Source organism: Pseudomonas sp. GW822-FHT02D10, assembly GCF_058802345.1.
In genome coordinates this window covers 153,551-176,182 of the sequence record NZ_JBXAOB010000007.1, presented here as the reverse complement: position 1 = coordinate 176,182, position 22,632 = coordinate 153,551, and the positions used below count along the sequence as shown (strand labels likewise).

Below are 22,632 nucleotides of genomic sequence, written 5' to 3'. Positions count from 1 at the left end.
TTATAAATGGGTAGCGGCTACCCGAATGTGTCGCGTTTCCAGATAATGGAATGCGGCTGTGAACCTTGGTTTAGACATATTGGTGTCATGTCACTCGTTGATTTCAGCTGTTTTGATCACGGCGAGCTCATCCTTTGAGTGGGCATTTTCAAAGCCTTGTGGTTTGAAAGCGACGCTAGGATCCGCGAGAGCTGAAACATTTTGCAAAGGACTTCTTGGGTGCTACCTTATGACAAAATCTCATGAGCATTACAAAGTCTTATGGCCGCTAGACTTCCCTCCCTCAATGGCTTGAGAGCGTTCGAGTCTGCCGCTCGACACATGAGTTTTACCAAGGCAGCAGAAGAGTTGAATGTCACTCAAACGGCAATCAGCCATCAAATTCGACGACTCGAAGATGAACTGGGTATCCGATTGTTTTTGAGGCTCAAAGACGGATTGGCGTTGACCAGTGAAGGTCACTCTTACCTGCCCGGAATTCGCTCTGCATTTCATGAACTGCGGTATTCAACTGAAATGTTATTGGAGACCTGCAACAACAGCGCGTTGACGATCAGTACCCTGGTTTCATTAGCCACCAAATGGCTGTTGCCTCGATTGGCGTCATTCCAGGATGCGTTTCCCAATATTGATGTGCGCGTCACGGCCTCCACCGAATTAGTGGACTTTCGTAAAGGTGGAATCGACGCAGCCATTCGCTACGGTTTCGGTGACTGGAAGGGATTGCGCGCCGACTGGCTAATGTCCGACGAAATCTTTCCAGTGTGCAGTCCCAAGTTGCTGACAGGCCCAAAGGCCTTGAAAAGTCCGGCTGACCTGGCCAATCAGACGTTGCTGCAGGTCAGTGGGATGACCAGTAACGACTGGAACATGTGGTTGAGTGCCGCGGGTCAACCGAAAAAACTTGCCGAAGGCACACGGCTGACATTTGACCTTGCAATGATGGCTGTACAGGCGGCCATTGACGGTTTGGGTGTTTGCATTGGACGCTCAACTTACGTCGATGATGATCTGAAAGCTGGAAGGTTGGTTGCACCGTTTAATCTGAGGTTAAAGTCTGATCTCGGCTTTTATCTCGTCACACCGCTTGAAATAGCAAACTCGAAAAAAGTGGTGGCATTTAGAACGTGGTTGATTGATTTGGTGAAGCGCTCGGACACTCCGAAAATCAATGAAATTCTGAGTTGATATCGACGTTTGCGGGATGCACGCGCTCTGCGTGTGACTGTCCTGGGGCCTGAGGCAGGTCATGCGTTTCTGCAATGCGAGACGGCGCAGACGAACTCGGATCTTATCCCCGCCGAGAATTGTGGCGTCAACAAAATGACGAAATGTTAGATATCACCGGTTGTCCGCAATATTTTGTCTCATTGGTTACGACTTATTGACACTGGCAGTCCGACATCATCACAATTGCGCGCCGTTACCGAGGTATAAGAGAGTCTGGGAATGGTGATCGGCGGAGAAGGTGAGGTCTCGTCTTCTTCCAGCCGCTCTATATTGCGTTGAAAGCTCACTTTCTGAGCGTCACAGGGGGCTGCTTGGCGGTGCGACATCCTATTTATGCTGACTAAGTCTGACACTGAGCCTGGCTCGGAGCGCTTGTACTAGTCGTCAGAAAGATGACTCCCTTGCAAAGCTGTGCCGGAGAGAAGGTGCTGATCGCGCCACATCCGTTTCAAAGGGAAGGGAACAACATTTGAGTCAGGTCACCTTGGGCATCCGCCATCTGCGGGATGAGCAGATCTTGTTGCGCGACGGCGGGCTTTATTGGGTGGCTGTGGATCAGGCGAGCGATTCTGCCGCGCTGGCGGTCCAGTGCCTGGCAGCGATGCCGGCCAATGCGCGAGGGATGTTGGTGTGCTGCGGGCATTCAAGCCAGGACCTGGCCCGGAAGCTGGCGGCAGATACCGGTCCTGGTCAGTTGAAGCTGTTTGATATCAACCAAGACGACATCGACCTGACCCTCAAATCGCTGGTCGGCGAGCTGACCCGTGCTGCTCCGGTTGCCGGCACTACCATTGTGCTGATGCTGCCGGACAGCGCATGGCAGAGCGACGTCGCGCCAGAGCTGCGGCATTGCTGCCTGTCCCTGAGGCAATGGCTAGGCGGACGCCAATGCGCCCTGTTGGTGATCAGCCATGGCCAGACACCTCAACTGCATGACCGTTTGTTGCGGCTCAACGATACGATCGCTGGGCTCGCCCAGCTCTATCGCCGTGATGGTGGTATTCACTATCAATTGCACTACTGGCACAGCGAACTGGGCGTGTGCAGCGGGCAGGAGTTCGAGCTCGAGTTGCAGGTGGACGGCTTTGCGCTATCGGTCAATGAGCAGGCCAATGTGCAGCTGACCCATACCGATGACCAGCGGATCTACCTGACCCAGCGTTCTGTGCTTGAAGGCTCGCCACCGTTGTCGGATCAGTGGAGGCTGTTCGAGAGCCGCGAGGACTTGCTCCAGCAAGCCAGCCACGCTCGTGCTGCCAGCATCATCGTGGCCATCGACAGCAACCTGCAGGTCGAAGAGTTGGCTCGTCAGATTCACGCCCTGCGAGAGCGCTGCGGCATCGGGCTGAAAATCATCGTCCGCGAGATGGAGCCCTGCCTGCGTTATCGGGACGAGCGTCTGCTGGTGTCCTGCGGCGCCAACATCACCGTGCCCTATGGGACGACGCTGGCGCACTTCTTCAGCATCATCGACAGCGCCCAGGGCCAGACTTGGCGCCGGAGCCGCACCACCGACTTCCAATCGCTATTCGAACGCCTGCGGCCGCCCGCCGAGCGTGGCCTGTTAGCGCCCCGGGAATTCATCAGCATGGTGGAGCGCGTCTACAGCGGCGCCTCTGGCGAAATCAGCCACCAACTGCTCAAACTGATACCGCGCGGTGGCCTGGAAATCGAGCAGTACTTGAATCAAATTGGCTTGCGTCGTTTTGGTGACGTCGCCTGCGTGGTCAACGGTGCCTTTTATCTGTTCCTGTTTGGCTGTCGCGCGGACGGGCTGGAACCGGCATTGGGGAATATCTGCCGACTGGCCTGGCGCGATCTGTTCAGCGACTTCCAGATTCTCCCCGGCGCTGAAGCGTTGCCACGCGAGGACTTCCTCGCGGCAGCCTTGCTACCGCCCACGTTTCTTCTGGCAGAAGAGCGCACGGCCGGTAGCTCCGCCGAAGCCGCTGGGCGTGGCGCCTATTCGCCTCAACGCACCACACTTCCTATTACGGATCCCTGTTCATGAGTTATTCCGAGCTGATCCAGGTGATCGGCCTCAGCAGCCTGCTGACGCTGGCACTGATTATGGTACTGACCAGGTTTGGTCGCCATTTTCTGGCCTTCGTGCAGAGCCTCTTGCCTCCACGTTACCTGAAGTCCCGTGGTGTGCGTCGTCGCGCCTCTGCCCAGAGCGAGCCTCATGAGCCAGTATGAAGTCATTAACCCGGTGTCAGTGCGCGTCTGGCCGGGCCTGGGTCCCTGGAATCTGTATTTCATCCTCAAGTTCGTACTGCTGTGGGCTGGCTACCTGAACCTGCAGGTATTGCCCAACCTGGTGTTCGCTGCGGCATTGCTGCTGCCGTTGCCGCATCGTTATTTGCGCATCCTGCGCACGGTCATTGCGATCCCCGTGGGCGTTGCGCTGTTTTACCAGGACACCTGGCTGCCCCCCTTCGGCCGCCTGCTGGCCGAGCCTGGTGTGCTGGATTTCAGCGGCGCGTACGTGGTCGAGCTGGCGGGTCGTTTCATCGACTGGAACCTATGTGCGCTGCTGGCTGTGCTGGTGGTGGTCTATGCCTTCGTCCGTCACTGGCTGCGCCTGACCACCCTGAGCGTGCTGGGTTTGGCCTGGCTGGGCAGCGCCAATGTGCTGGCACTGCACACCAGCAGCGAGCCGGTCGCGGCGCCGGCCAGTGGCGCCTCCATGGCGGCGGTGAGCACGGCCGCCCCGGACAGCGCGACACTGGAAGCCTACCTGCAGAAGTTCTATAGCACCGAGGCCGGACGTCAGGTGGAGTTCAAGCCTGCGACTTCTGCCGTGCAGCCTTTTGACCTGTTGCTGATCAATATCTGTTCCATGGCCTGGGATGATCTGGAAGACGTGGGTCTGCGCGATAACACGCTGTTCCAGCAGATGGACGTGATTTTCGACAGCTTCAACTCGGCCACTTCCTACAGCGGCCCGGCAGCCATCCGCCTGTTGCGCGCCAGTTGTGGGCAGGTTCCGCACAGCCAGCTCTACGGCACCGCCCCGGAGCAGTGCATGTTGATGGACGATTTGAGCAAGCTGGGCTTTTCCAGTGAAGTGATGCTCAACCATACCGGGCAGTTCGAAGGCTTCCTTGATGAAGTCCGCGCCCAGGGTTCGTTGCCGGCCCCCACTGTCAGTACCAGCAAATTGCCGCGTGCACTGGTGGGCTTCGACGGTTCGCCGATCCTGCGCGATGCTCAGGTATTGGACACCTGGTGGAAGCACCGCGAAGCAGAAAAGAGCGATCGCGTGGCGCTGTTCTACAACACCACCACGTTGCATGACGGCAACCGTGCGTTGACCGCCGATGGCGGCACCAAAAGCAGTGATTACAAACCGCGTGCCCAGGGGCTGATCGACGACCTCAATGGCTTCATCAAACAGCTGGAGCTCAGTGGCCGTCGGGTGGTGGTGGTGATTGTGCCGGAGCATGGCGCGGCGCTGCACGGCGACCGCATGCAGATAGCCGGCATGCGCGAGATACCGAGCCAGTCCATCACTCACGTGCCGGTCGGCATCAAGCTGGTGGGCATGGGGCGCAACCCCAATGCCGCGCCACTGCACATCACCGAGCCGAGCAGTTTCCTGGCCCTGTCGGAACTCATCAGTCGCCTGTACAGCGCCCAACCCCAGGCGGATGGCCAGGGTCCCAGTTGGTCGGGCCTGCTGAGCAACCTGCCGCAGACGGCTGCAGTCTCCGAAAACGCAGGCACTGTAGTCGTCGACTACGCCGGAAAACCTTACATACGAATCAAGGAGAAAGCAGGATGGCTGCCCTACCCACAGCGCTTCAAGTGAAGGCCAGGGTGCAGTCGCGTGCGGATCGTGCCGATGACATCGCCCGCCTGAAACTGGAGCTTGAGCTGCCCGAACTGGACTACGTGGACATTTCTGCGCAGATCGAATTGCAAAAGGCCCTTCATCGCTGGCCGCTGCTGGCGGAGATGGAGCGCCAGCAACCGGCGGTCCTGCCGGTGATGCACACGTCCGAACTCGAGACGCTGTCGTGACCGCCCTTAGTCTGCGTGGTCTGCGCGGCGGTGTCGGCACCAGCTCGTTGCTGGCGGCCACAGGTCATGCATTGCATAGTCTTGGCGAACGTGTGCTGCTGGTCGACATGTGCCCGGAGAACCTGCTTCGCCTGCACTTCGGCGTCAGCGTCAGCGAATCCGGCGGCTGGGCGCGCGCCATGATCGACGGTGTGGGCTGGAACACCCAGGCCTGGACCGTGGAGCCGGGATTGAACGTGTTGCCTTATGGCTTCCTGAAACTGGAAGAGCAGGCTCAAATCGAGCAATACCTGCTCAAGGAACCGAAACTGTGGCGCCGCCGACAGGCCAGCCTTGCCGAACACTTTGACTGGATCCTGTTCGATGTGCCCTTGCGATTGCCCGGTCATGCGCGTGTCGGGCCCTGTGCGTTGCGCCTGCGGATTGTCGAGGCGGATGCCGCCTGCCACGTGCTGTTGCAGCAGGAAGAAGCCCCCAGCGAGCATCTGCTGGTCAACCGCTTCGACCCTGTCAGCCAATTGCAGCGCGACCTGCTACTGATCTGGCGCAAACAATATGGTGCTCGCCTGTTGCCACTTAGCGTGCATCAGGATGAAGCCATGCGCGAAGCCTTGGCGTTCAAGAAACCGGTGGGAGCTTATGCCGACGCCAGCCTGGCTGCCCAGGATGTGTTGAGCCTGGCCATCTGGTGCCTGACCCGACGTTTGGAGCCGGTATGATCGCCCGCGTTTTCCCTTATGCTCACCTGCGTCGGCGCTATGACTGTGCGCCGCCCGTTGCGTTGCTGCTGGCGACAATGAGCGCCCTGGCATGGCTGCTGTTGCGCCTGGAGTCACCGAACTGGCGCGCTGTGCTCGATCAGCCCAAGCGCTGGTATCCGCAACTGAGCAACAAGGCACCGAGCCTGGGCGACCCGTTGCGCTATGCGGTGCAAAGCCTCTGGCTGCTGCTGGTTCGCCCGGCCAGGCCGCAGGCGTGGACGTTGGCGACCCCAGCCTGGCTCAAGGCCGTCGGGGCGCTGTACCTGCGGCTGTGGACCCGGATCGGCAAGGCGCTGGAAGCATTGCCCGTGCGCGCCGAGGCCAGCCAGCAGATTCGCCAGAGCAGCCATTGGTGGAAAGGCCTGGACCGTCGCAGCCAACGATTGGTCAACGCGGCCATTGGTGTCGTCGCCTTTATTTTGACGTTGCTGTGCATCACCGAGCCCTTCGGCTACGTCGCCCAGCTGGTGTTCGTCGTGCTGCTGTGGGGGCTGGCCATGCTGGTGCGGCGGGTTCCGGGGCGCTTTCCGACGTTGCTGATGGTGGTGTTGTCGACCATCGTCTCGTGCCGTTACCTGTGGTGGCGCTACACCTCGACCCTGAACTGGAACCAGCCGCTGGACCTGGCGTGCGGGATGATCCTGCTGGTGGCCGAAACGTATTCCTGGGTGGTGCTGATCCTGGGGTACATCCAGACGTGCTGGCCCTTGGGCCGCAAACCGGCGCCGCTGCCGCGCGACACGCGCCAGTGGCTCAGCGTCGACCTGTTGATCCCGACCTACAACGAAGACCTGTCAATCGTGCGGAGTACCGTGTACGCGGCCATGGGCATCGATTGGCCGGCCGACAAGCTGAACATCTACATTCTCGACGACGGCAAACGCGAGAGTTTCCGCCAGTTCGCCGCTGAAGTAGGCGTGGGCTACATCACGCGCAGCGACAATCGTCACGCCAAGGCCGGTAACCTCAACCACGCGCTGAAGCAACTGAACAGCGAACTGGTCGCCATTTTCGACTGTGACCACATACCTGTGCGCTCATTTCTGCAACTGACCACCGGGGGCTTTTTGCAGGATCCGAAACTGGCGCTGGTGCAGACTCCGCACCATTTCCTGTCACCGGACCCCTTTGAACGCAACCTCGATGTGTTCCGCCAGCACCCCAACGAAGGCGAGCTGTTCTACGGGTTGATTCAGGACGGCAACGACATGTGGAACGCGGCGTTTTTCTGCGGCTCATGCGCGGTGCTGCGGCGCACCGCGCTGGACGCGATCGGCGGCTTTGCCGTCGAGACCGTTACCGAAGACGCCCACACGGCGCTACGCCTGCACCGCAACGGTTGGAACTCGGCCTATATCAAGGTGCCGCAAGCGGCTGGCCTGGCAACCGAGAGCCTGTCAGCGCACATTGGCCAGCGCATTCGCTGGGCCCGTGGCATGGCGCAGATCTTTCGCACCGACAACCCCTTGTTCGGAAAAGGCCTGAGCTTCTTCCAGCGCATCTGCTACGCCAACGCGATGATGCACTTTTTGGCCGGCCTGCCGCGCCTGGTGTTTCTGCTGGGGCCGCTGGCGTTTTTGTTCCTGCATGCCTACATCATCTACGCCCCGGCGCTGATGATCCTGCTGTACGTGCTGCCGCACATGATCCACGCAAGTCTCACCAACTCGCGGATGCAGGGCGCCTTTCGTCGGACGTTCTGGGGTGAGGTGTACGAGACCGTGCTGGCCTGGTACATCGCGCGTCCCACCACCGTGGCACTGTTCAACCCCAGCAAGGGCAAGTTCAACGTCACCGCCAAGGGCGGCCTGATGGAGCACAACCAGTTTGACTGGAAAATCGCCCAGCCGTACTTGCTCCTGTCGTTGCTGAACATTGCCGGCCTGGGTGCTGCCATCTGGCGTCTGATCTGCGGGCCCCGCGACGAGATCGTCACCGTTGTGGTGAGCGTTCTCTGGGTGGTCTACAACCTGGTGATCATCGGGGGCGCCATGGCGGTCGCCGCTGAAGCGCGCCAGGTTCGCCAGACCCACCGTGTACATGTCAAGTTACCCGCTGCAGTGCGCCTTGAAAGTGGTCACTCTTACCCAGGCATGTTGCAGGATTATTCCGACGGTGGCGCAGGCATCCAGCTCGACACCTCGCTGTCGCTGGCGGTGGGCGGGAGCATCTCGCTGATTATGAAGCGCGGTACTCGTGAATTCCTGTTCCCGGGCTATATCTGCCGCAGCCACAAGACCTTCATCGGCATCAGCTTCACCGGCCTCAATGCACAACAGAAAATCGACTTTGTGCAGTGCACGTTCGCCCGCGCCGATGCCTGGCTCAACTGGGACGAGCATTTCACCCCGGATCGCCCGCTGCGCAGCTTTTTGGACATCGTCAAACTGGGCGGCACCGGTTACTACCGCCTCTACGAATACCTGCCTGCCTGGATCCGCCGCATCGCCGGCCCGCCTTTGCGAATGTTGCGCTGGTTGGCCAGTTTCCTGCCGCGCATGCCGGCGGCTGCCCCCATTCCCAACTCCCGATCAGTGAGCGCACCATGAGCCGCTACTTCAGCAAATCCCTTGTGGCCAGTCTGGCGCTCCTGGCCGCCGGTTGCGCCCAGGCCGCCATCGCACTTGCGCCTGTCGCGCCAGCCGCGGTCAGCAACGTACCGAGCTGGAGCACCGCGTACAGCTTCGAACAGCTGGGCCGTCCCGCCGACAGCCTGTTGCTGGGCATCCACAATAGCGACCAGATCGAATTCAGCCTGCGCCGCGATCGCATCGCCAGTGATGCGAAACTGCAGCTGGAGTACACGCCGTCGCCTTCGCTGCTGCCACAGGTCTCGCATTTACGCGTGTACCTCAACGACGTGCTGATGAGCGTTGTGCCGATCGAGAAGGACCAATTGGGTAAGAGGGTCAACCAGTCGCTAGCCCTCGACCCGCGTCTGATTTCGGACTTCAACCGCGTACGCCTGGAGTTCGTCGGCCACTACACCGATATCTGCGAAGAACCGGCCAACAGCGCGCTCTGGTTGAACGTGGGGCGCAGCAGCCAGATCCAGTTGCAGGAGCAGGGACTCACGCTCAAGAACGACCTGGCCTATTTCCCGATGCCTTTCTTCGACACTCGAGGCCAGGACAAGCCGGTCCTCAATTTGGTCTTCGCCGATGCGCCGACCCTGGGCGAGCAGCGTGCAGCCGGTATCCTGGCATCCTATTTCGGCAGCCAGGCCGCTTGGCGTGGTGCGCAGTTCCCCGTGCTGTTCGACCAGCTACCGCCCGCCGATGAACACCATCGCACCCAGTCGGCCATTGTCTTCGCCACCAACGATCATCGCCCGTCCTTCCTGGCTGACACAAACAAGTTTCCGGTGGTGGATGCGCCCGTTGTGCAGATGATCGACAACCCGCAGGATCCCTACAGCAAGGTGTTGCTGGTGTTGGGTCGCAACGACGATGACCTGGCTGTGGCTGCCCGCGCCCTGGCCTTGGGCGCAGGCGCGTTTCGTGGCTCGAACGTGACCGTCAACAAGGTCGAGCAGCTCAAGCCTCGGGTGCCTTATGACGCACCGAACTGGATGCGCACGGATCGCACGGTACGCTTCGCCGAGTTGATCAAGTACCCCGAGCAGCTTCAGGCCAACGGTCTGCAGCCACGGCCCATCACGGTGGACGTGAATCTGCCGCCTGACCTGTTCGTCTGGCGTAACCAGGGGATTCCGCTGCAAACCAAGTTCCGTTATACGCCACCGTCGGTCAACGATGACTCGCGCTTGACCATCAGCCTGAACAACCAGTTCATCACCAGCCTGCCGTTGCAAAGCAAGACCGACAGCCGTCTGGAGGAGCTGCGCCTGGCGGTGTTGTCCAACGAGTCGGCTAACCTCAGCGACAAGCTGCTGGTGCCAGCGCTGAAGATTGGCGACCGTAACACCCTGCGTTTTGACTTCAACTTCACCAGCACCTCCAGCGGTGCCCAGCGCGACCGTTGCCAGACTTCGCTGCCGGTGAACAACCAGGCCGTGATCGATGAAGAGTCGACCATTGACTTGTCCGGCTACCATCACTACATCGCCATGCCCGACCTGCGCGCCTTTGCCCGAGGCGGTTTTCCATACAGCCGGATGGCTGACCTGTCGGAAACCCTGGTGATGGTCCCGGCCCGCAGTCGCCCTGTGCAACTGAGCACGCTGTTCGAGACCATTGCTGGAATCTCTGCGCGCTCAGGTCTGCCAGCGTTTGGCCTGCGGCTCTCGGACAACTGGGACGACGCGAGGGCAGATGTCGATCTGCTGGTATTCGGCGCCATGACGCCGGGCGTGGGCGATGGTGCCGATGCCAATCTGGTGCTGGACAAGACGCGTGCCTGGCTACTCAAACCGTCCAATGAGCAAAGCGGCAAGTCGGCCCGCGTCGGCCAGTTCAGCGATGAGCGCGATCTGGGTGCCAACCGCGTTGAAGTCAGCGCCCATGCACCGATCGCCGCCATCGTCGGCTTGCAGTCGCCGTATCACCCACAGCGCAGCATTGTGGCCTTGCTGGCCAGCGATGACGCCGATTACCAACTGCTGCGCGACACCTTGGGCGACACTGCGAAAATAGACGCCGTTACCGGTTCCGTGGCGCTGATCCGCAGCAGTGGCGTCGGCAGCAGTTGGGTAGGCCAGCAGTACTTCGTCGGCCACCTTCCGTGGTGGCTGTTGCTTTGGTTCCAATTGTCCGAGCACCCGATCCTGCTGGCGGCCATGGCCACCATCAGTGTGCTGCTGACGGCTTTCCTGCTGTGGCGTGCACTGCGTTGGGCTGCCCGTCGTCGCCTGGCTGGTCAGGAGTAGTCGGGTGAAAGCCTTCCTCGCGCAGGCTTTGATCGCGATCATCGTCGCGCCTGGCTTTGCCGGTGCCGCGGAATGCGCTTGGCCGGCCTGGCAGAATTATCGCCAGGCCATGCTTAGCCCGGACGGACGGGTCATTGACCATTCCTCGGAGCAGTTGATCTCCACGTCTGAAGGACAGAGCTACGGGCTGTTTTTCGCCCTGCTGGGCAATGACCGTAAAAGCTTCGCCCAGGTGCTGAGCTGGACCCAGGACAACCTGGCCGGTGGAGACCTTAACCGCCAGCTTCCGGCGTGGCAGTGGGGTCGTGACAAAGCTGGCCGCTGGCAAGTACTGGATAGCAACAATGCCACCGACGCCGATTTGTGGATCGCCTATAGCCTGCTGGAAGCCGGGCGTCTGTGGCATGAACCGACTTACCTGACATTGGGCCGCAACCTGCTCTGGCGCAGTGCTGCGCAAAGCCTGCGCACGCTACCGGGCCTGGGCCTGATGCTGTTGCCCGGCAACGTCGGGTTCGACAAAGCCGAGGGTTGGCGTTTGAACGCCAGCTATCTGCCACCGCAATTGCTGGCACGCTTCGCCCAGGAAGCACCGATTTGGGCGGAACTGGCCAGCAACACCGAGCGTCTGCTGATCGAAAGTACGCCCAAGGGCCTGGCATCCGACTGGCAACTGTGGAAAGCCGGTCAGGGTTGGGCCGTGGACAGCCAGAAGGGCAGTGTTGGAAGCTATGACGCCATACGCGTCTACCTCTGGCTGGGCATGCTGGACAAAGACGCGCCGGGGCGCGCCGGGTTGATTGAGCACTTCAAACCCATGCTGGACCTGACTGCGCGGCTGGGCCATGTGCCGGAAGCAGTCGACACAACCACCGGCCTCGACAAGGGCACCGCCCCGGTCGGCTTCAGTGCCGCATTGCTGCCGTTGCTGGCCGCAAGCCCGGACAGTGCGGGTGCCCTCAAGGCTCAACGCCAGCGCCTGCAACAACAGCCGCCCTTGGCGGATGCCTATTACAACCAGTCGCTGACGCTGTTCGGGCAGGGCTGGGACCAACAACGCTATCGCTTCGATAAAAATGGACGCCTCGTGCCAAACTGGACTGCCGCATGCACAAATTGACCGGTTTTGGGCTGCTGTTGAGCAGTGTTTGTGGGGTCGCCCTGGGTCAGCCTCTCAGCCCGCCCGACCAGCAGCAATGGCTGCTGGAGCAGGTCCGCATTGGTGAGGCTCTGCACCGCGAAGACCTGGTGCATGACTCGCTGGCTCGTCTGGAGCTGATCGCCCCGGACAATCTGCTGGTGAAAGTCGTTGAAGTCCGCCAGGCACTGCTGCAAAAGAACCCGCCGGAAGCCGAACGCCTGGTCGCCCAACTGCGCCAGCAGGCGCCAGGCACTGCGGCCCTGCGTCAGGCCGAGAGCTTGCTGAAAATGCACAGCACCGATGGTCAGCGGGCCCTGCAGGAGGCGCGCCTGCTGGCCGTCGCCGGCCGTTCCGAAGACGCGGTCAAAGCCTATCGGCAATTGTTCGGCGATGACATGCCGGACTTTGCCACGGCCCTGGAATACCTGAACGTGCGTAGCGGCATCAAGGCTGAGCGCCCGGTCGTGATAGAGCAGTTACGCGAATTGGACCGGCAGTATCCCGGTAATGCCTCGCTGCGCCAGACCTTGGTCGGCCTGTTGTTTGCCGAAAAACGTGATCCCGAGGCGCTGGACGTCCTGCATCAATTGGCGGGCGATCCGAACGCCAGCAACAACGCGGCCGAACGCGAATACAACTATTGGCTCAAGCAGCCGGTAGGGCCCGAAACCGCGCAGGGCTGGCGGACTTTTCTGAAGTTCTACCCCTACACCAGCTTGCACGCTGACTCGACCCGACAGTTGCAAGGGCAGGAGCAATACCTGGCTGATCCGGCCTGGCAGGCCGGAGTCAAAGGCAAGGCATTGCTCGACGCCGGCGACAACGTCGGCGCTGAAGCCAGTTTGCGTCAGGCGATCAAGCGTTATCCGCAAGACTCCAGCCTGCTCGGTTCGCTGGGTATCGCGCAGATGCGCCAGAACAAGAACGAAGCGGCCTACAACACGTTCGTCCAGGCCTCGGCCATCGAGCAGGACACCTCCTGGATGACCAAGTGGCAGGATCTCAAGGCCGCCAACTACCAGTGGATGCTGTTGCAAAAGGGTGATGAAGCCCTTGAGCGAAAGGATTATCCCGCCGCGAAAAAATGGTACCGGCAGGCGGACAAAGCCAGGCCGAACGATCCTGCGTCGCTGATAGGCCTGTCCTATGTTGCCCGTGGCGAGTCCGATGACATCACCGCAGAAGCTCTGTTGGTACGGGCGCGTAAGCTCGATCCGAGCAACGCAAGCGTGGTGCGTGCGATGGTCCGCCTGTACCAGTCGCAATCACCGGAAAAGGCCGAGCACTACCTCGACAGCCTGACGCCCAAGGAGCAGCAAGAGTTCCAAAGCGTGCGTCGGGGGCTGACGCTGGATCGCCTCAACGCGCAGGCCGATGACGCCACCCGACGCAGCGATTGGGCGCAGGTCACGGTAGCCTTGAGCAAGGCTCGAGTGCTGGACCCGGACAATCCCTGGCTGGTGTACCGCTTGGCCAATGCCCAGCGCGAACTGGGCCTCAAGGCCGAGGCCGATCAAAGCTTCCACTGGCTGTTACAACGTCAGGGCCAGAACACCGAGGCGCGTTATGCCCACGGGCTGTTTCTGGCCAATGGTGAACGTGACGGCGATGCCATGGGCAGTCTGCAACAGATCCCCCGTGCCGCCTGGAGCGACAACATGAACGAGTTGTGGGCACGCCTGCAGCGTCGCCAGTTACTCGCGAAGGCCCGGACACTACGCGACGGCGGCCATGAGGCCGAGGCCGAAGCGCTGCTGATGCGCGCGCCGACTACTGACGACTACCTGACCCTGGCCGACTGGGCCCAGCAGCGTGGCGACTTGGCGCAGGCGGAAAGCCGCTACCGCAAGGTGCTGGCCAGCGCGCCGAAAAATACCGAGGCCCAACTGGGCCTGAGCGAAGTGCTGATCGCCCGCGGTCAGCCGAACGCCGCCAAGGCCAGCCTTATGGCAGTAACTGCGCCAGTACCGGCCGATGCGTCGTTCCAGCGCCGCTTGGCCAATGCCTGGGCGTCGCTGGGCGACAAGACGCGGGCGAACGCGCTGTTCGCGCAGTTGCTCAAGACCCCGCAAAGTGATCCGCTGGTCTATCGGGATGCGGCGCGTCTGCTGTCCCGAGAAGAGCCGCAGCGGGCTCTGGATGACTATGCGCGCAGTATGGGCGCGGCAAAGATGATTGAACCGCAACAGGCCGAGCCGCGAGACAACCGTGCCATGACCTTGGCCAGCCGTGCCAAGGACAGCGATGGCTGGTTGCAGCGCAGCATCCGCAGCGACATCGACGAGCTGTACCAAAAGCAGAACCCGACGGTGAACCTTTACCATGACCTCGCCTGGCGCACCGACAACAGCTCATCGGGGGTCTCGGACCTGACCACCCAGACCACCATCCTGCGCATCGACGCGCCGGTGGCGCAAGGGCAGGGTTTCGTCCAGGCCGAAGACATCAATCTGGATGTCAGCAACTTTGCCAGCACTGACCAGTTCGGCTTGTGCGCGGTGGTGCAGGGGGGCTGTGCCACCACTTCGCAGAGCGTGCGCGGCACCCTGCTGGGCATGGGCTGGCACGATGATCGCTGGGCTTTTGACCTTGGCCATACGCCACAAGAATTCACGGTGTCCAACTGGGTGGGCGGTGTCACCTACAGCGGTGACTGGAGCAGCGTGGGTTACCGCCTCACGGCATCGCGGCGGCCGCTGACCAACTCACTGGTGTCGTATGCCGGTGCGGTCGATCCGGTCACCGGAACCAAGTGGGGCGGCGTTACGGCCAACGGCTTCACCCTGGGACTGAGCCATGACCAAGGCGGCAATGATGGGGTGTGGGCAAGCCTGAGCAGCCATTGGTTAATGGGTCAGAACGTTGAGAACAACCAGCGGCGCACAGCCATGGGCGGCTATTACTATCGCCTGGTGGAGCACGCCGACGAACGTCTGCGCACTGGCCTGACCCTGATGTACATGGGATACGACAAGGACTTAAGCGAACTCACCCTCGGCCAGGGCGGTTACTACAGCCCACAGCAATACTACTCGGTCAGCGTGCCGGTGAACTATGCCTGGCGCAACGCTGACTGGTCGGCCTTGCTCGAAAGCTCGGTGGGCTGGTCGTTCGCGAAAATCGACGGCTCTGACCTCTACCCTAAAGACAACCGCGAAGGCGAACTGCAAAACCTGCTGGCGCAATCGAATCAGACTCTGGTGGACAGCCCGTCCCTGACCAAGAGTGGCAGTAGCAGCAACGGCGTCAACTTCCGTGTCCAGGGCCTCGTGGAGCGTCGCCTTTCCGACAACCTGGTGCTGGGTACTGGTATCACTTGGCAACACAGCGAAGGCTACGCCCCGAGTCGGGCCTTGCTTTACTTGCGCTACACGTTTGACCCTTGGCAAGGCAATCTGCCGCTACCGGTGGAGCCGATCTCGCCTTATGCGGATATGCGCTAGAGCGCTACCTGCACTTTTATAACGCGGTATGCGTCACAACGCGCACCAGTCGGAGGCGGCGCAATGGTCTTTTGCCTCCGTTAGCTCAAGCGTCGACAATCCTTTATAGCTCAGGAGCCAGGGTTTCCACATGGGAGAAGTCTCCCGCTGGCGACTGGCACAAAGGCTGCAAGGTTCGCATCAGGTTCACCTGGAACGTATTCGTGTGGACAGCCCCCTCGGTCAACGACGATCGATTGGCCGATCAGGTTATGGGCAACATCGGTGCATCAGGCATGGACGTCTGGTTTTAACACCGTAAAAGAACAGGCAAAGGCGCCTGGAACCGAAAGGTTTCAGGCGTTTTTTTTTGCTTTTTTAACCGTGATTGGCTTCGGAGGCCGGTATGAAAACAGCCGCACAATTGCTGAAACTGAAGGTCGTGCAAAACCAGCAGGTGCATAGCATCGCGCCAGACCAAATGGTGCTTGAAGCGCTGAAGATAATGGCCGAAAAAAATGTGGGTGCTCTACCTGTCATAGAGGAGGGGCAGGTGGTCGGTGTAATCAGCGAACGCGACTATGCGCGCAAAGTCGTTCTACAGGGGCGCTCTTCGGTCGGTACGCCGGTCAGGGCCATCATGAGTGCGCCCGTCGTGACGGCAGACAGTCAGCAGAGCATCGAGCGTTGCATGGCGGTCATGACCGACAGTCATCTGCGCCATCTACCGGTAGTGGAAGGCGACCAACTGATTGGCCTGTTGTCGATTGGTGATCTGGTGAAAGAAGCCATCGCCGAGCAGGCCGACCTGATCCGGCAACTGGAACACTACATTCGCGGACATTAAAGCGACCACGGGCGAGGTGGATCCAGGGCTTATCGGTACATGAAGTTTTCAAATGCGCTGCCCGTCGGGCAGGTATTAATCGGGGAGCATTTGATATGGCCAAGTTAAGCACGGCACAACGTATCGTCATCGGCTTTGCAATTGCGCCGTTGGTACTGACAGGCCTGGCGTTTTATGCGTTGCACGATCTGGCAACGCTCAAGGAACAGGCAATGGTCATCGTCAAACAAGACTGGCCGAAAATCGATCCGATCATGGTCATTGCCACCGGTGTACGGGACAACGCCAGGAACACCCGGGATTTGCTGATCGATAAAGACAATCAGCAAGCGCAACAGGCCATCGATGCCCCCAAAAAGCGCATCAGCCAGGCACTCGAAACGCTTGAGCCGTTGTTCGACCGACCGGAAGGCAAGGCCGCCTATGTGGCCCTGAAAAAGAATCGCGAGGCTTACGTCGCCGCGTTCACCCAGGTGCAGGTGTTGATCAGGCAAGGCGCCTTTGATGCCGCGATGGCGCAGTTGAAACAGCACGTCATCCCCGCCGAACAGCAGGTTTATAAAAGCCTGGATGCCCTGATGGCGCTGCAAGGGCAGATCTTCGCCGATCGTGAAAGGTCGGCGCAGGCCCTGTACAGCGATGCACGGCTGAATATGCTGGGGTTGCTGGTTTTCTGCCTGGCCTCGGTCATCGCCGCGGCGGTCATCGTGACGCGCAGTGTCACCCGGCCCTTGGGTGGCGAACCCGATGATGCTGCGCGGGTATTGAGTCAAATCGCGCAGGGCGACCTGACGATTCAAGTGCCAGTGAATGCCAATGCCGACGGTAGCGTGATGATGAACATGTACCAGATGCAGCAAAGCTTGAATGCGATGGTTAAACACATCGCGGCGTCGGTCGATCGGGTGGCCAGTTCGTCCGAAGAACTGAGCGCGGTCAGTAGCCAGACCCGTAACAGTTTGCAGTTGCAGGGCCTGGAGATCGAGCAGGCTGCGGCGGCGGTCAATCAAATGACGGCGGCTGTCGACGAGGTCGCACGCAATGCGGTCAGCACCAGCGAGGCGTCCCGGGTGTCCGAGCAAACCGCGCTACGCGGCCGTGAGCACGTTCAGGAAACGGTGGCCTCAATAGCTGCGCTGGCGGACGGCATGACGGATACCTCGGAGCGTATCCAGCAATTGGCCGTACGTGTGCAAGGCATCAGCACGGTGCTGGAGGTGATTCGCAGTATTGCCGAGCAAACCAATTTGCTGGCCCTCAACGCGGCGATTGAAGCGGCCCGGGCCGGTGATGCCGGACGTGGTTTCGCGGTGGTCGCCGACGAGGTGCGGGCGCTGGCCCATCGTACTCAGGTGTCGACCGAGGAAATCGAGCAGATGATTGGCAATATTCGGCTTGATACCGGGCACGCGGTGACCGCCATGCACAGCAGCGGTCACCTGGTGCAGACGACCCTGGAAGTCGCACAACGCTCCGGCGAGGCACTGGAAGAGATCACCCGGTCGATCTCGCAGATCAATGAACGCAACATGATGATCGCCAGTGCCACGGAGGAGCAGGCCTTGGTGGCGCGTGAGGTGGATCGCAATCTGGTGGGCATTCGTAACGTGTCCGAACAGGTTTCGCTGGGTGCCCGGCAGACCCACACAGCCGGTCTGGAGTTGGCGCAGATGGCAGGAGCACTGCACCAGACAGTGGCGCGTTTCAAAATCTAGGCAGGCATGGGGCAGGGTAGCGGGTCTTTGCATCCGGGTGCATTTCAAGCTCGATGTTAAAAAATGTTATTTTAAAAAAATACTTCACATATTCTGTTCATTGGGGGATTATCCGTTCAACTTGATGGAGTACCCCCCATGAATAACAAGAATGTCGGTGTTGTCGGTCTGGGCGCGATGGGCCTGGGCATTGCCCGCTCGCTGTTGCGCAGCGGTTTTAATGTGCATGCCTGCGATGTACGAGCGGCGGTGACTGAACAGTTTGCCGGGGAGGGCGGCGTGGCTTGCGCATCCCCGGCGCATATGGCCGGTGAGTGTGAAGTCATCATTACCGTTGTGGTGAATGCCGAGCAGACCGAGACCGTCTTGTTCGGCGAAGGCGGTGCCGTGGCCGCGCTGCGTCCTGGCAGTCTGGTGATCGGCTGCGCCACCGTGGCCCCCACCTACGCTGTCGATCTTGGTCAGCGCCTGGCCGAGAAGGGCCTGTTGTATCTGGATGCGCCGATCTCCGGTGGCGCGGCCAAGGCTGCTGCAGGTGAGATGACCATGATGACTTCCGGCCCGGCCGACGCTTATGCCAAAGCCGAGGCGATTCTTGCGGGCATGGCCGGCAAGGTCTATCGCCTGGGTGACGTCCATGGCCTGGGCTCGAAGGTCAAGATCATCAACCAGCTCCTCGCCGGGGTGCATATCGCGGCCTCTGCCGAAGCCATGGCGTTGGGGTTGCGTGAAGGGGTTGATGCCGATGCGCTTTACGAGGTGATCACGCATAGCGCCGGTAACTCCTGGATGTTCGAAAACCGCGTGCCGCACATTCTCAAGGCCGACTACACGCCGTTGTCCGCGGTGGATATTTTTGTCAAGGACCTGGGCCTGGTGCTGGATACCGCGCGCGCCAGCAAATTCCCGCTGCCACTGTCGGCCACCGCCCACCAGATGTTCATGCAGGCTTCCAGTGCAGGTTTCGGCCGCGAGGACGACTCGGCAGTGATCAAGATCTTCCCGGGCATCACCTTGCCAACTGCCAAGACCGAGCCTGTTTGAGGAACGCACCATGAGCACACGTCCATTGCTGGGCTGCATCGCCGATGATTTCACCGGTGCCACCGACCTTGCCAACATGCTGGTGCGTGGCGGTATGCGCACCGTACAAAGCATCGGTATCCCGAGCAGCGAAGTCGCTGCCGGGATCGACGCCGATGCGATCGTCATTGCCCTGAAGTCGCGTACCACACCGGTCGCCGAGGCAATCGAACAGTCCCTCGCGGCGCTGACCTGGCTACGTGAACAAGGCTGCGAGCAGATCTTCTTCAAGTACTGCTCGACGTTCGACTCAACGAAGGCCGGCAATATCGGCCAGGTCAGCGAAGCGCTGCTGGCGGCGCTGGGCAGTGACTTCACCCTCGCGTGCCCGGCGTTCCCGGAGAATGGCCGGACGATCTTTCGCGGTCACTTGTTTGTTCAGGATCAACTCCTCAGCGAGTCGGGCATGCAGCATCATCCGTTGACGCCGATGACCGATGCCAACCTGGTTCGGGTCCTGCAATCGCAGACCAGCCTGAACGTCGGCCTGTTGCGCTACGACAGCATTGCCCAAGGGGCCGAACAGGTTCGCGTACGTATCGCCGAATTGCGGGCTCAAGGTGTCGGCATCGCGATCGCCGATGCGCTGTCGGACCGTGATTTGTACACGTTGGGCACGGCTTGCGCTGACCTGCCGTTGCTGACCGGAGGTTCGGGGCTGGCCCTGGGTTTACCGGAAAACTTCCGTCGCGCCGGAAAGTTGCGCGACCTTGATGCGTCGAAACTGGCCATGGTCTGCGGTGGTGAAGTGGTGTTGGCCGGTAGCGCCTCGGTGGCAACTAACGGGCAAGTGGCAGCCTGGCTCGAAGCCGGTCGGCCGGCTTTGCGTATCGATCCACTGGCGTTGGCCGCCGGTGAGCCCGTCGTTGCGCAAGCCTTGAGCTTCGCCCGTGATAACAAGGACACCGTATTGATCTATGCCACCAGTTCGCCGGAAGAGGTCAAGGTGGTGCAACAGCAGTTGGGCGTCGAACAGGCTGGCAGTCTGGTGGAAAATGCCTTTGGCGAAATCGCCCGGGGTCTGCGCCAGAGCGGCGTGCGGCGCTTCGTGATTGCCGGTGGTGAAACCTCAGGCGCTGTGGTTCAGGCGTTGGGCGTGCAACTGCTGCGGATCGGCGCGCAGATCGATCCGGGAGTGCCGGCGACGGTCAGCAGTACGGCTGAACCTCTGGCGTTGGCACTCAAGTCGGGCAACTTCGGTGGCCGCGACTTCTTCAGCAAAGCCTTGAAGCAGTTGGCCCAGGCTGGAGGTGAGGAATGAGCTGCGCAATGAGCAATGAAAACGCCTTGCGCGAAGAAATCTGTGAGGTTGGCCGCAGCCTTTACGGGCGGGGATATACCGTCGGCAGCGCCGGCAATATCAGTGCACGTCTGGACGATGGTTGGTTGATCACACCGACTGACGTCTGCCTCGGGCGCCTTGATCCTGCGACGATCGCCAAGGTCAATCTGGCCGGCGAGTGGGTATCCGGTGACAAACCCTCGAAGACCCTGGCGCTGCATCGCCAGGTCTACGACCGCAACCCGAGTGTGGGCGGCGTGGTTCACACCCATTCCACCCACTTGGTGGCATTGACCCTGGCGGGTGTCTGGCAGCCAGACGACATCCTGCCACCGCTGACGCCGTATCAGGTCATGAAAGTCGGGCATATCCCGTTGATTGGCTATCAGCGACCCGGCTCGCCGAAGGTTGCCGAACAGGTCGCACGGCTGGCCAACAGCGTTCGCGGTGTGATGCTTGATCGGCTTGGCCCGGTGGTCTGGGAGAGTTCGGTTTCCAAGGCCAGCTACGCCCTGGAAGAACTCGAGGAAACCGCACGGCTCTGGCTGATGAGTAATCCCAGGCCCGAGCCGCTCGATCAGGCGGCGCTGGACGAGCTGCGAGAGACTTTCGGTGTGCACTGGTAGTGCGCTGAATTTTTTAAAACGACAGAACACGACAGATTGATAACGCAGGCCCTGTCCGGGAGACGTGCAACGACTCTCGATGGCCCCGGCTTGTCTGAAAAACAATAACAACAGGAAATCCAAGCATGACTCTCCTTCACTGCGGCATTTTCAGATCCAGTGGCAGAACCGCTTCGTTCACCCGGCGCGGAGGGGTTCTGAAATGAGCCCGTTAATCCTGATGGTGACCGCAGGGGTGGGCATCGCGCTGTTGTTGTTCCTGGTGCTCAAGTATAAATTCCAGCCCTTCGTCGCCTTGATGCTGGTGAGCATTCTGGTAGCACTGGTGGCCGGGGTGAAGCCGGCCGATCTGGTCGCCACCATAGAAGGCGGCATGGGCAAGACCCTGGGCCATATCGCGATCATCATTGCCCTGGGCGCGATGATCGGGCGGATCATCGAGCTCTCCGGCGGTGCCGAGGCACTGGCCAAGACATTGATCACCCGTTTCGGTAATCGGCGTACGCCCCTGGCGCTGACGATTGCCGGCTTCATGGTCGGAGTGCCGGTGTTCTTCGAAGTTGGTGTGATCATCCTCATGCCGCTGGCCTATAGCGTCGCTCGCAGTGCGCGTAAGCCGCTGTTGGTGTTCGCGCTGCCGATGTGCGCGGCCTTGTTGACCGTACACGCCTTTCTGCCGCCACACCCGGGCGCAGTGGCCGCTGCCAGCCAGTTGGGCGCCGACCTCGGCCGCGTGCTGATGTTCGGTCTGCCGCTGACTGCGTTCCTTTGCTATGTCGGCTACCGCGTAGCCGGGCGGATGACCCGTCGGGTGTACCCGATGACCGACGATATTCGTGCCGAGGTCTACGGTCCGCATGTCACCAATGAAGATCTGGCCGCCTGGTCCAATGGCAACGGCAAGAGCACTGTGCAAGCTGCCGTGGCCGTGTCGCACATGGGCCTGGAAGAGTCCACCAGCAGCATCGTCTCCAAGTTGCCGTCGGCACCGCCGCCGGGTTTTGGCCTGATCGTCAGCCTGATCCTGTTGCCGATCATGCTGATTCTGCTGGGCACCCTGGCCACCTCGCTGCTGCCTGCCGAATCGACCCTGCGCGGGATCATGACCGTGCTCGGCGCGCCGCTGGTAGCGCTGCTGATCGATACCTTGCTGTGTGCCTGGTTGCTGGGTTCGCGTCGGGGCTGGAGTCGCACTCAGGTGTCCGATGTGATCGGTTCGGCCTTGCCCGGTGTCGCGATGGTGATCCTGATTGCCGGCGCCGGCGGTGTATTCGGCAAGGTACTGGTGGATACCGGAATCGGTGCCGTGGTCTCCGATATGCTGCGTACCACCGGTCTACCGGTGCTCGCGCTGGGCTTTCTGCTGACCATGCTGTTGCGGGCGGTGCAGGGTTCGACCACCGTGGCGCTGGTGACCACCGCCGGCATTATCAGCCCGCTGATCGCGACCCTCAGCCTCACCCCGAACCATATGGCCTTGCTGTGCCTGGCCATGGGCGGTGGCGGGTTGGCCATGTCCCATATCAATGATGCCGGTTACTGGATCTTCACCAAGCTGGCCGGGCTGAATGTCGCCGACGGCTTGCGTACCTGGACGCTACTGACCACCTTGCTCGGTACGTTGGGTTTCGGTATTACCTTGCTGATCTGGCCGTTTGTCTAACCCCTTAT

The 22,632-nt window shown here is 60.7% G+C and carries 16 protein-coding genes; all 16 read left to right on the top strand.

Going from position 1 to position 22,632, the window contains the following annotated elements; all coding sequences use genetic code 11:
- Positions 1 to 261: 261 nt before the first annotated feature.
- The 16 genes from AC1RPZ_RS14030 to AC1RPZ_RS13955 all read left to right on the top strand — a co-directional run bounded on the left by AC1RPZ_RS14030 (position 262) and on the right by AC1RPZ_RS13955 (position 22,624).
- A complete protein-coding gene (locus tag AC1RPZ_RS14030; protein WP_493137637.1) occupies positions 262 to 1,188 on the top strand; it encodes a transcriptional regulator GcvA in 927 nt (308 codons plus the stop codon).
- A 511-nt stretch (positions 1,189 to 1,699) separates the two neighbouring features.
- Positions 1,700 to 3,241, top strand: a complete 1,542-nt coding sequence (gene bcsE, locus AC1RPZ_RS14025) for a cellulose biosynthesis protein BcsE (RefSeq protein WP_493137636.1) — start codon at positions 1,700 to 1,702, stop codon at positions 3,239 to 3,241.
- Positions 3,238 to 3,429 carry a cellulose biosynthesis protein BcsF gene (bcsF, locus tag AC1RPZ_RS14020; RefSeq protein ID WP_493137635.1) on the top strand — a complete coding sequence of 64 codons (192 nt, stop codon included), beginning with the start codon at positions 3,238 to 3,240 and terminating at the stop codon, positions 3,427 to 3,429. The genes bcsE and bcsF overlap by 4 nt, the downstream gene beginning before the upstream one ends.
- Positions 3,416 to 5,044: a cellulose biosynthesis protein BcsG gene (gene bcsG, locus AC1RPZ_RS14015; protein WP_493137634.1), complete on the top strand. Its 1,629-nt coding sequence runs from the start codon at positions 3,416 to 3,418 to the stop codon at positions 5,042 to 5,044. Before bcsF ends, bcsG begins: the two co-directional genes overlap by 14 nt.
- Positions 5,014 to 5,256, top strand: coding sequence for a cellulose biosynthesis protein BcsR (gene bcsR, locus AC1RPZ_RS14010; protein WP_493137633.1), 243 nt, complete (start codon positions 5,014 to 5,016; stop codon positions 5,254 to 5,256). Before bcsG ends, bcsR begins: the two co-directional genes overlap by 31 nt.
- On the top strand, positions 5,253 to 5,975 hold the full coding sequence (bcsQ, locus tag AC1RPZ_RS14005) for a cellulose biosynthesis protein BcsQ (protein ID WP_493137632.1): 723 nt from the start codon (positions 5,253 to 5,255) through the stop codon (positions 5,973 to 5,975). Before bcsR ends, bcsQ begins: the two co-directional genes overlap by 4 nt.
- Positions 5,972 to 8,566, top strand: coding sequence for a UDP-forming cellulose synthase catalytic subunit (gene bcsA / locus AC1RPZ_RS14000; protein WP_493137631.1), 2,595 nt, complete (start codon positions 5,972 to 5,974; stop codon positions 8,564 to 8,566). Before bcsQ ends, bcsA begins: the two co-directional genes overlap by 4 nt.
- Positions 8,563 to 10,845, top strand: a complete 2,283-nt coding sequence (gene bcsB / locus AC1RPZ_RS13995; RefSeq protein WP_493137630.1) for a cellulose biosynthesis cyclic di-GMP-binding regulatory protein BcsB — start codon at positions 8,563 to 8,565, stop codon at positions 10,843 to 10,845. Before bcsA ends, bcsB begins: the two co-directional genes overlap by 4 nt.
- A 4-nt stretch (positions 10,846 to 10,849) precedes the next feature.
- Entirely contained in the window at positions 10,850 to 11,965 is a 1,116-nt protein-coding gene (gene bcsZ / locus AC1RPZ_RS13990; RefSeq protein WP_493137629.1) for a cellulose synthase complex periplasmic endoglucanase BcsZ, read from the top strand.
- A complete protein-coding gene (gene bcsC / locus AC1RPZ_RS13985) occupies positions 11,953 to 15,429 on the top strand; it encodes a cellulose synthase complex outer membrane protein BcsC (RefSeq protein WP_493137628.1) in 3,477 nt (1,158 codons plus the stop codon). The genes bcsZ and bcsC overlap by 13 nt, the downstream gene beginning before the upstream one ends.
- A gap of 385 nt (positions 15,430 to 15,814) precedes the next feature.
- Positions 15,815 to 16,255, top strand: a complete 441-nt coding sequence (locus tag AC1RPZ_RS13980) for a CBS domain-containing protein (RefSeq protein ID WP_493137627.1) — start codon at positions 15,815 to 15,817, stop codon at positions 16,253 to 16,255.
- A gap of 95 nt (positions 16,256 to 16,350) precedes the next feature.
- Entirely contained in the window at positions 16,351 to 17,970 is a 1,620-nt protein-coding gene (locus AC1RPZ_RS13975) for a methyl-accepting chemotaxis protein (RefSeq protein WP_493137626.1), read from the top strand.
- Positions 17,971 to 18,108: 138 nt separating this feature from the next.
- Positions 18,109 to 19,014, top strand: a complete 906-nt coding sequence (gene ltnD, locus AC1RPZ_RS13970; RefSeq protein ID WP_493137625.1) for an L-threonate dehydrogenase — start codon at positions 18,109 to 18,111, stop codon at positions 19,012 to 19,014.
- Between the two features lie 10 nt (positions 19,015 to 19,024).
- Entirely contained in the window at positions 19,025 to 20,314 is a 1,290-nt protein-coding gene (otnK, locus tag AC1RPZ_RS13965) for a 3-oxo-tetronate kinase (RefSeq protein WP_493137624.1), read from the top strand.
- Between the two features lie 8 nt (positions 20,315 to 20,322).
- Complete coding sequence (gene otnC / locus AC1RPZ_RS13960; protein WP_493137623.1) at positions 20,323 to 20,961, top strand: 3-oxo-tetronate 4-phosphate decarboxylase; 639 nt, start codon at positions 20,323 to 20,325, stop codon at positions 20,959 to 20,961.
- 202 nt (positions 20,962 to 21,163) lie between these two features.
- On the top strand, positions 21,164 to 22,624 hold the full coding sequence (locus AC1RPZ_RS13955) for a GntT/GntP/DsdX family permease (protein ID WP_493137622.1): 1,461 nt from the start codon (positions 21,164 to 21,166) through the stop codon (positions 22,622 to 22,624).
- The last annotated feature ends 8 nt before the right edge of the window (positions 22,625 to 22,632 follow it).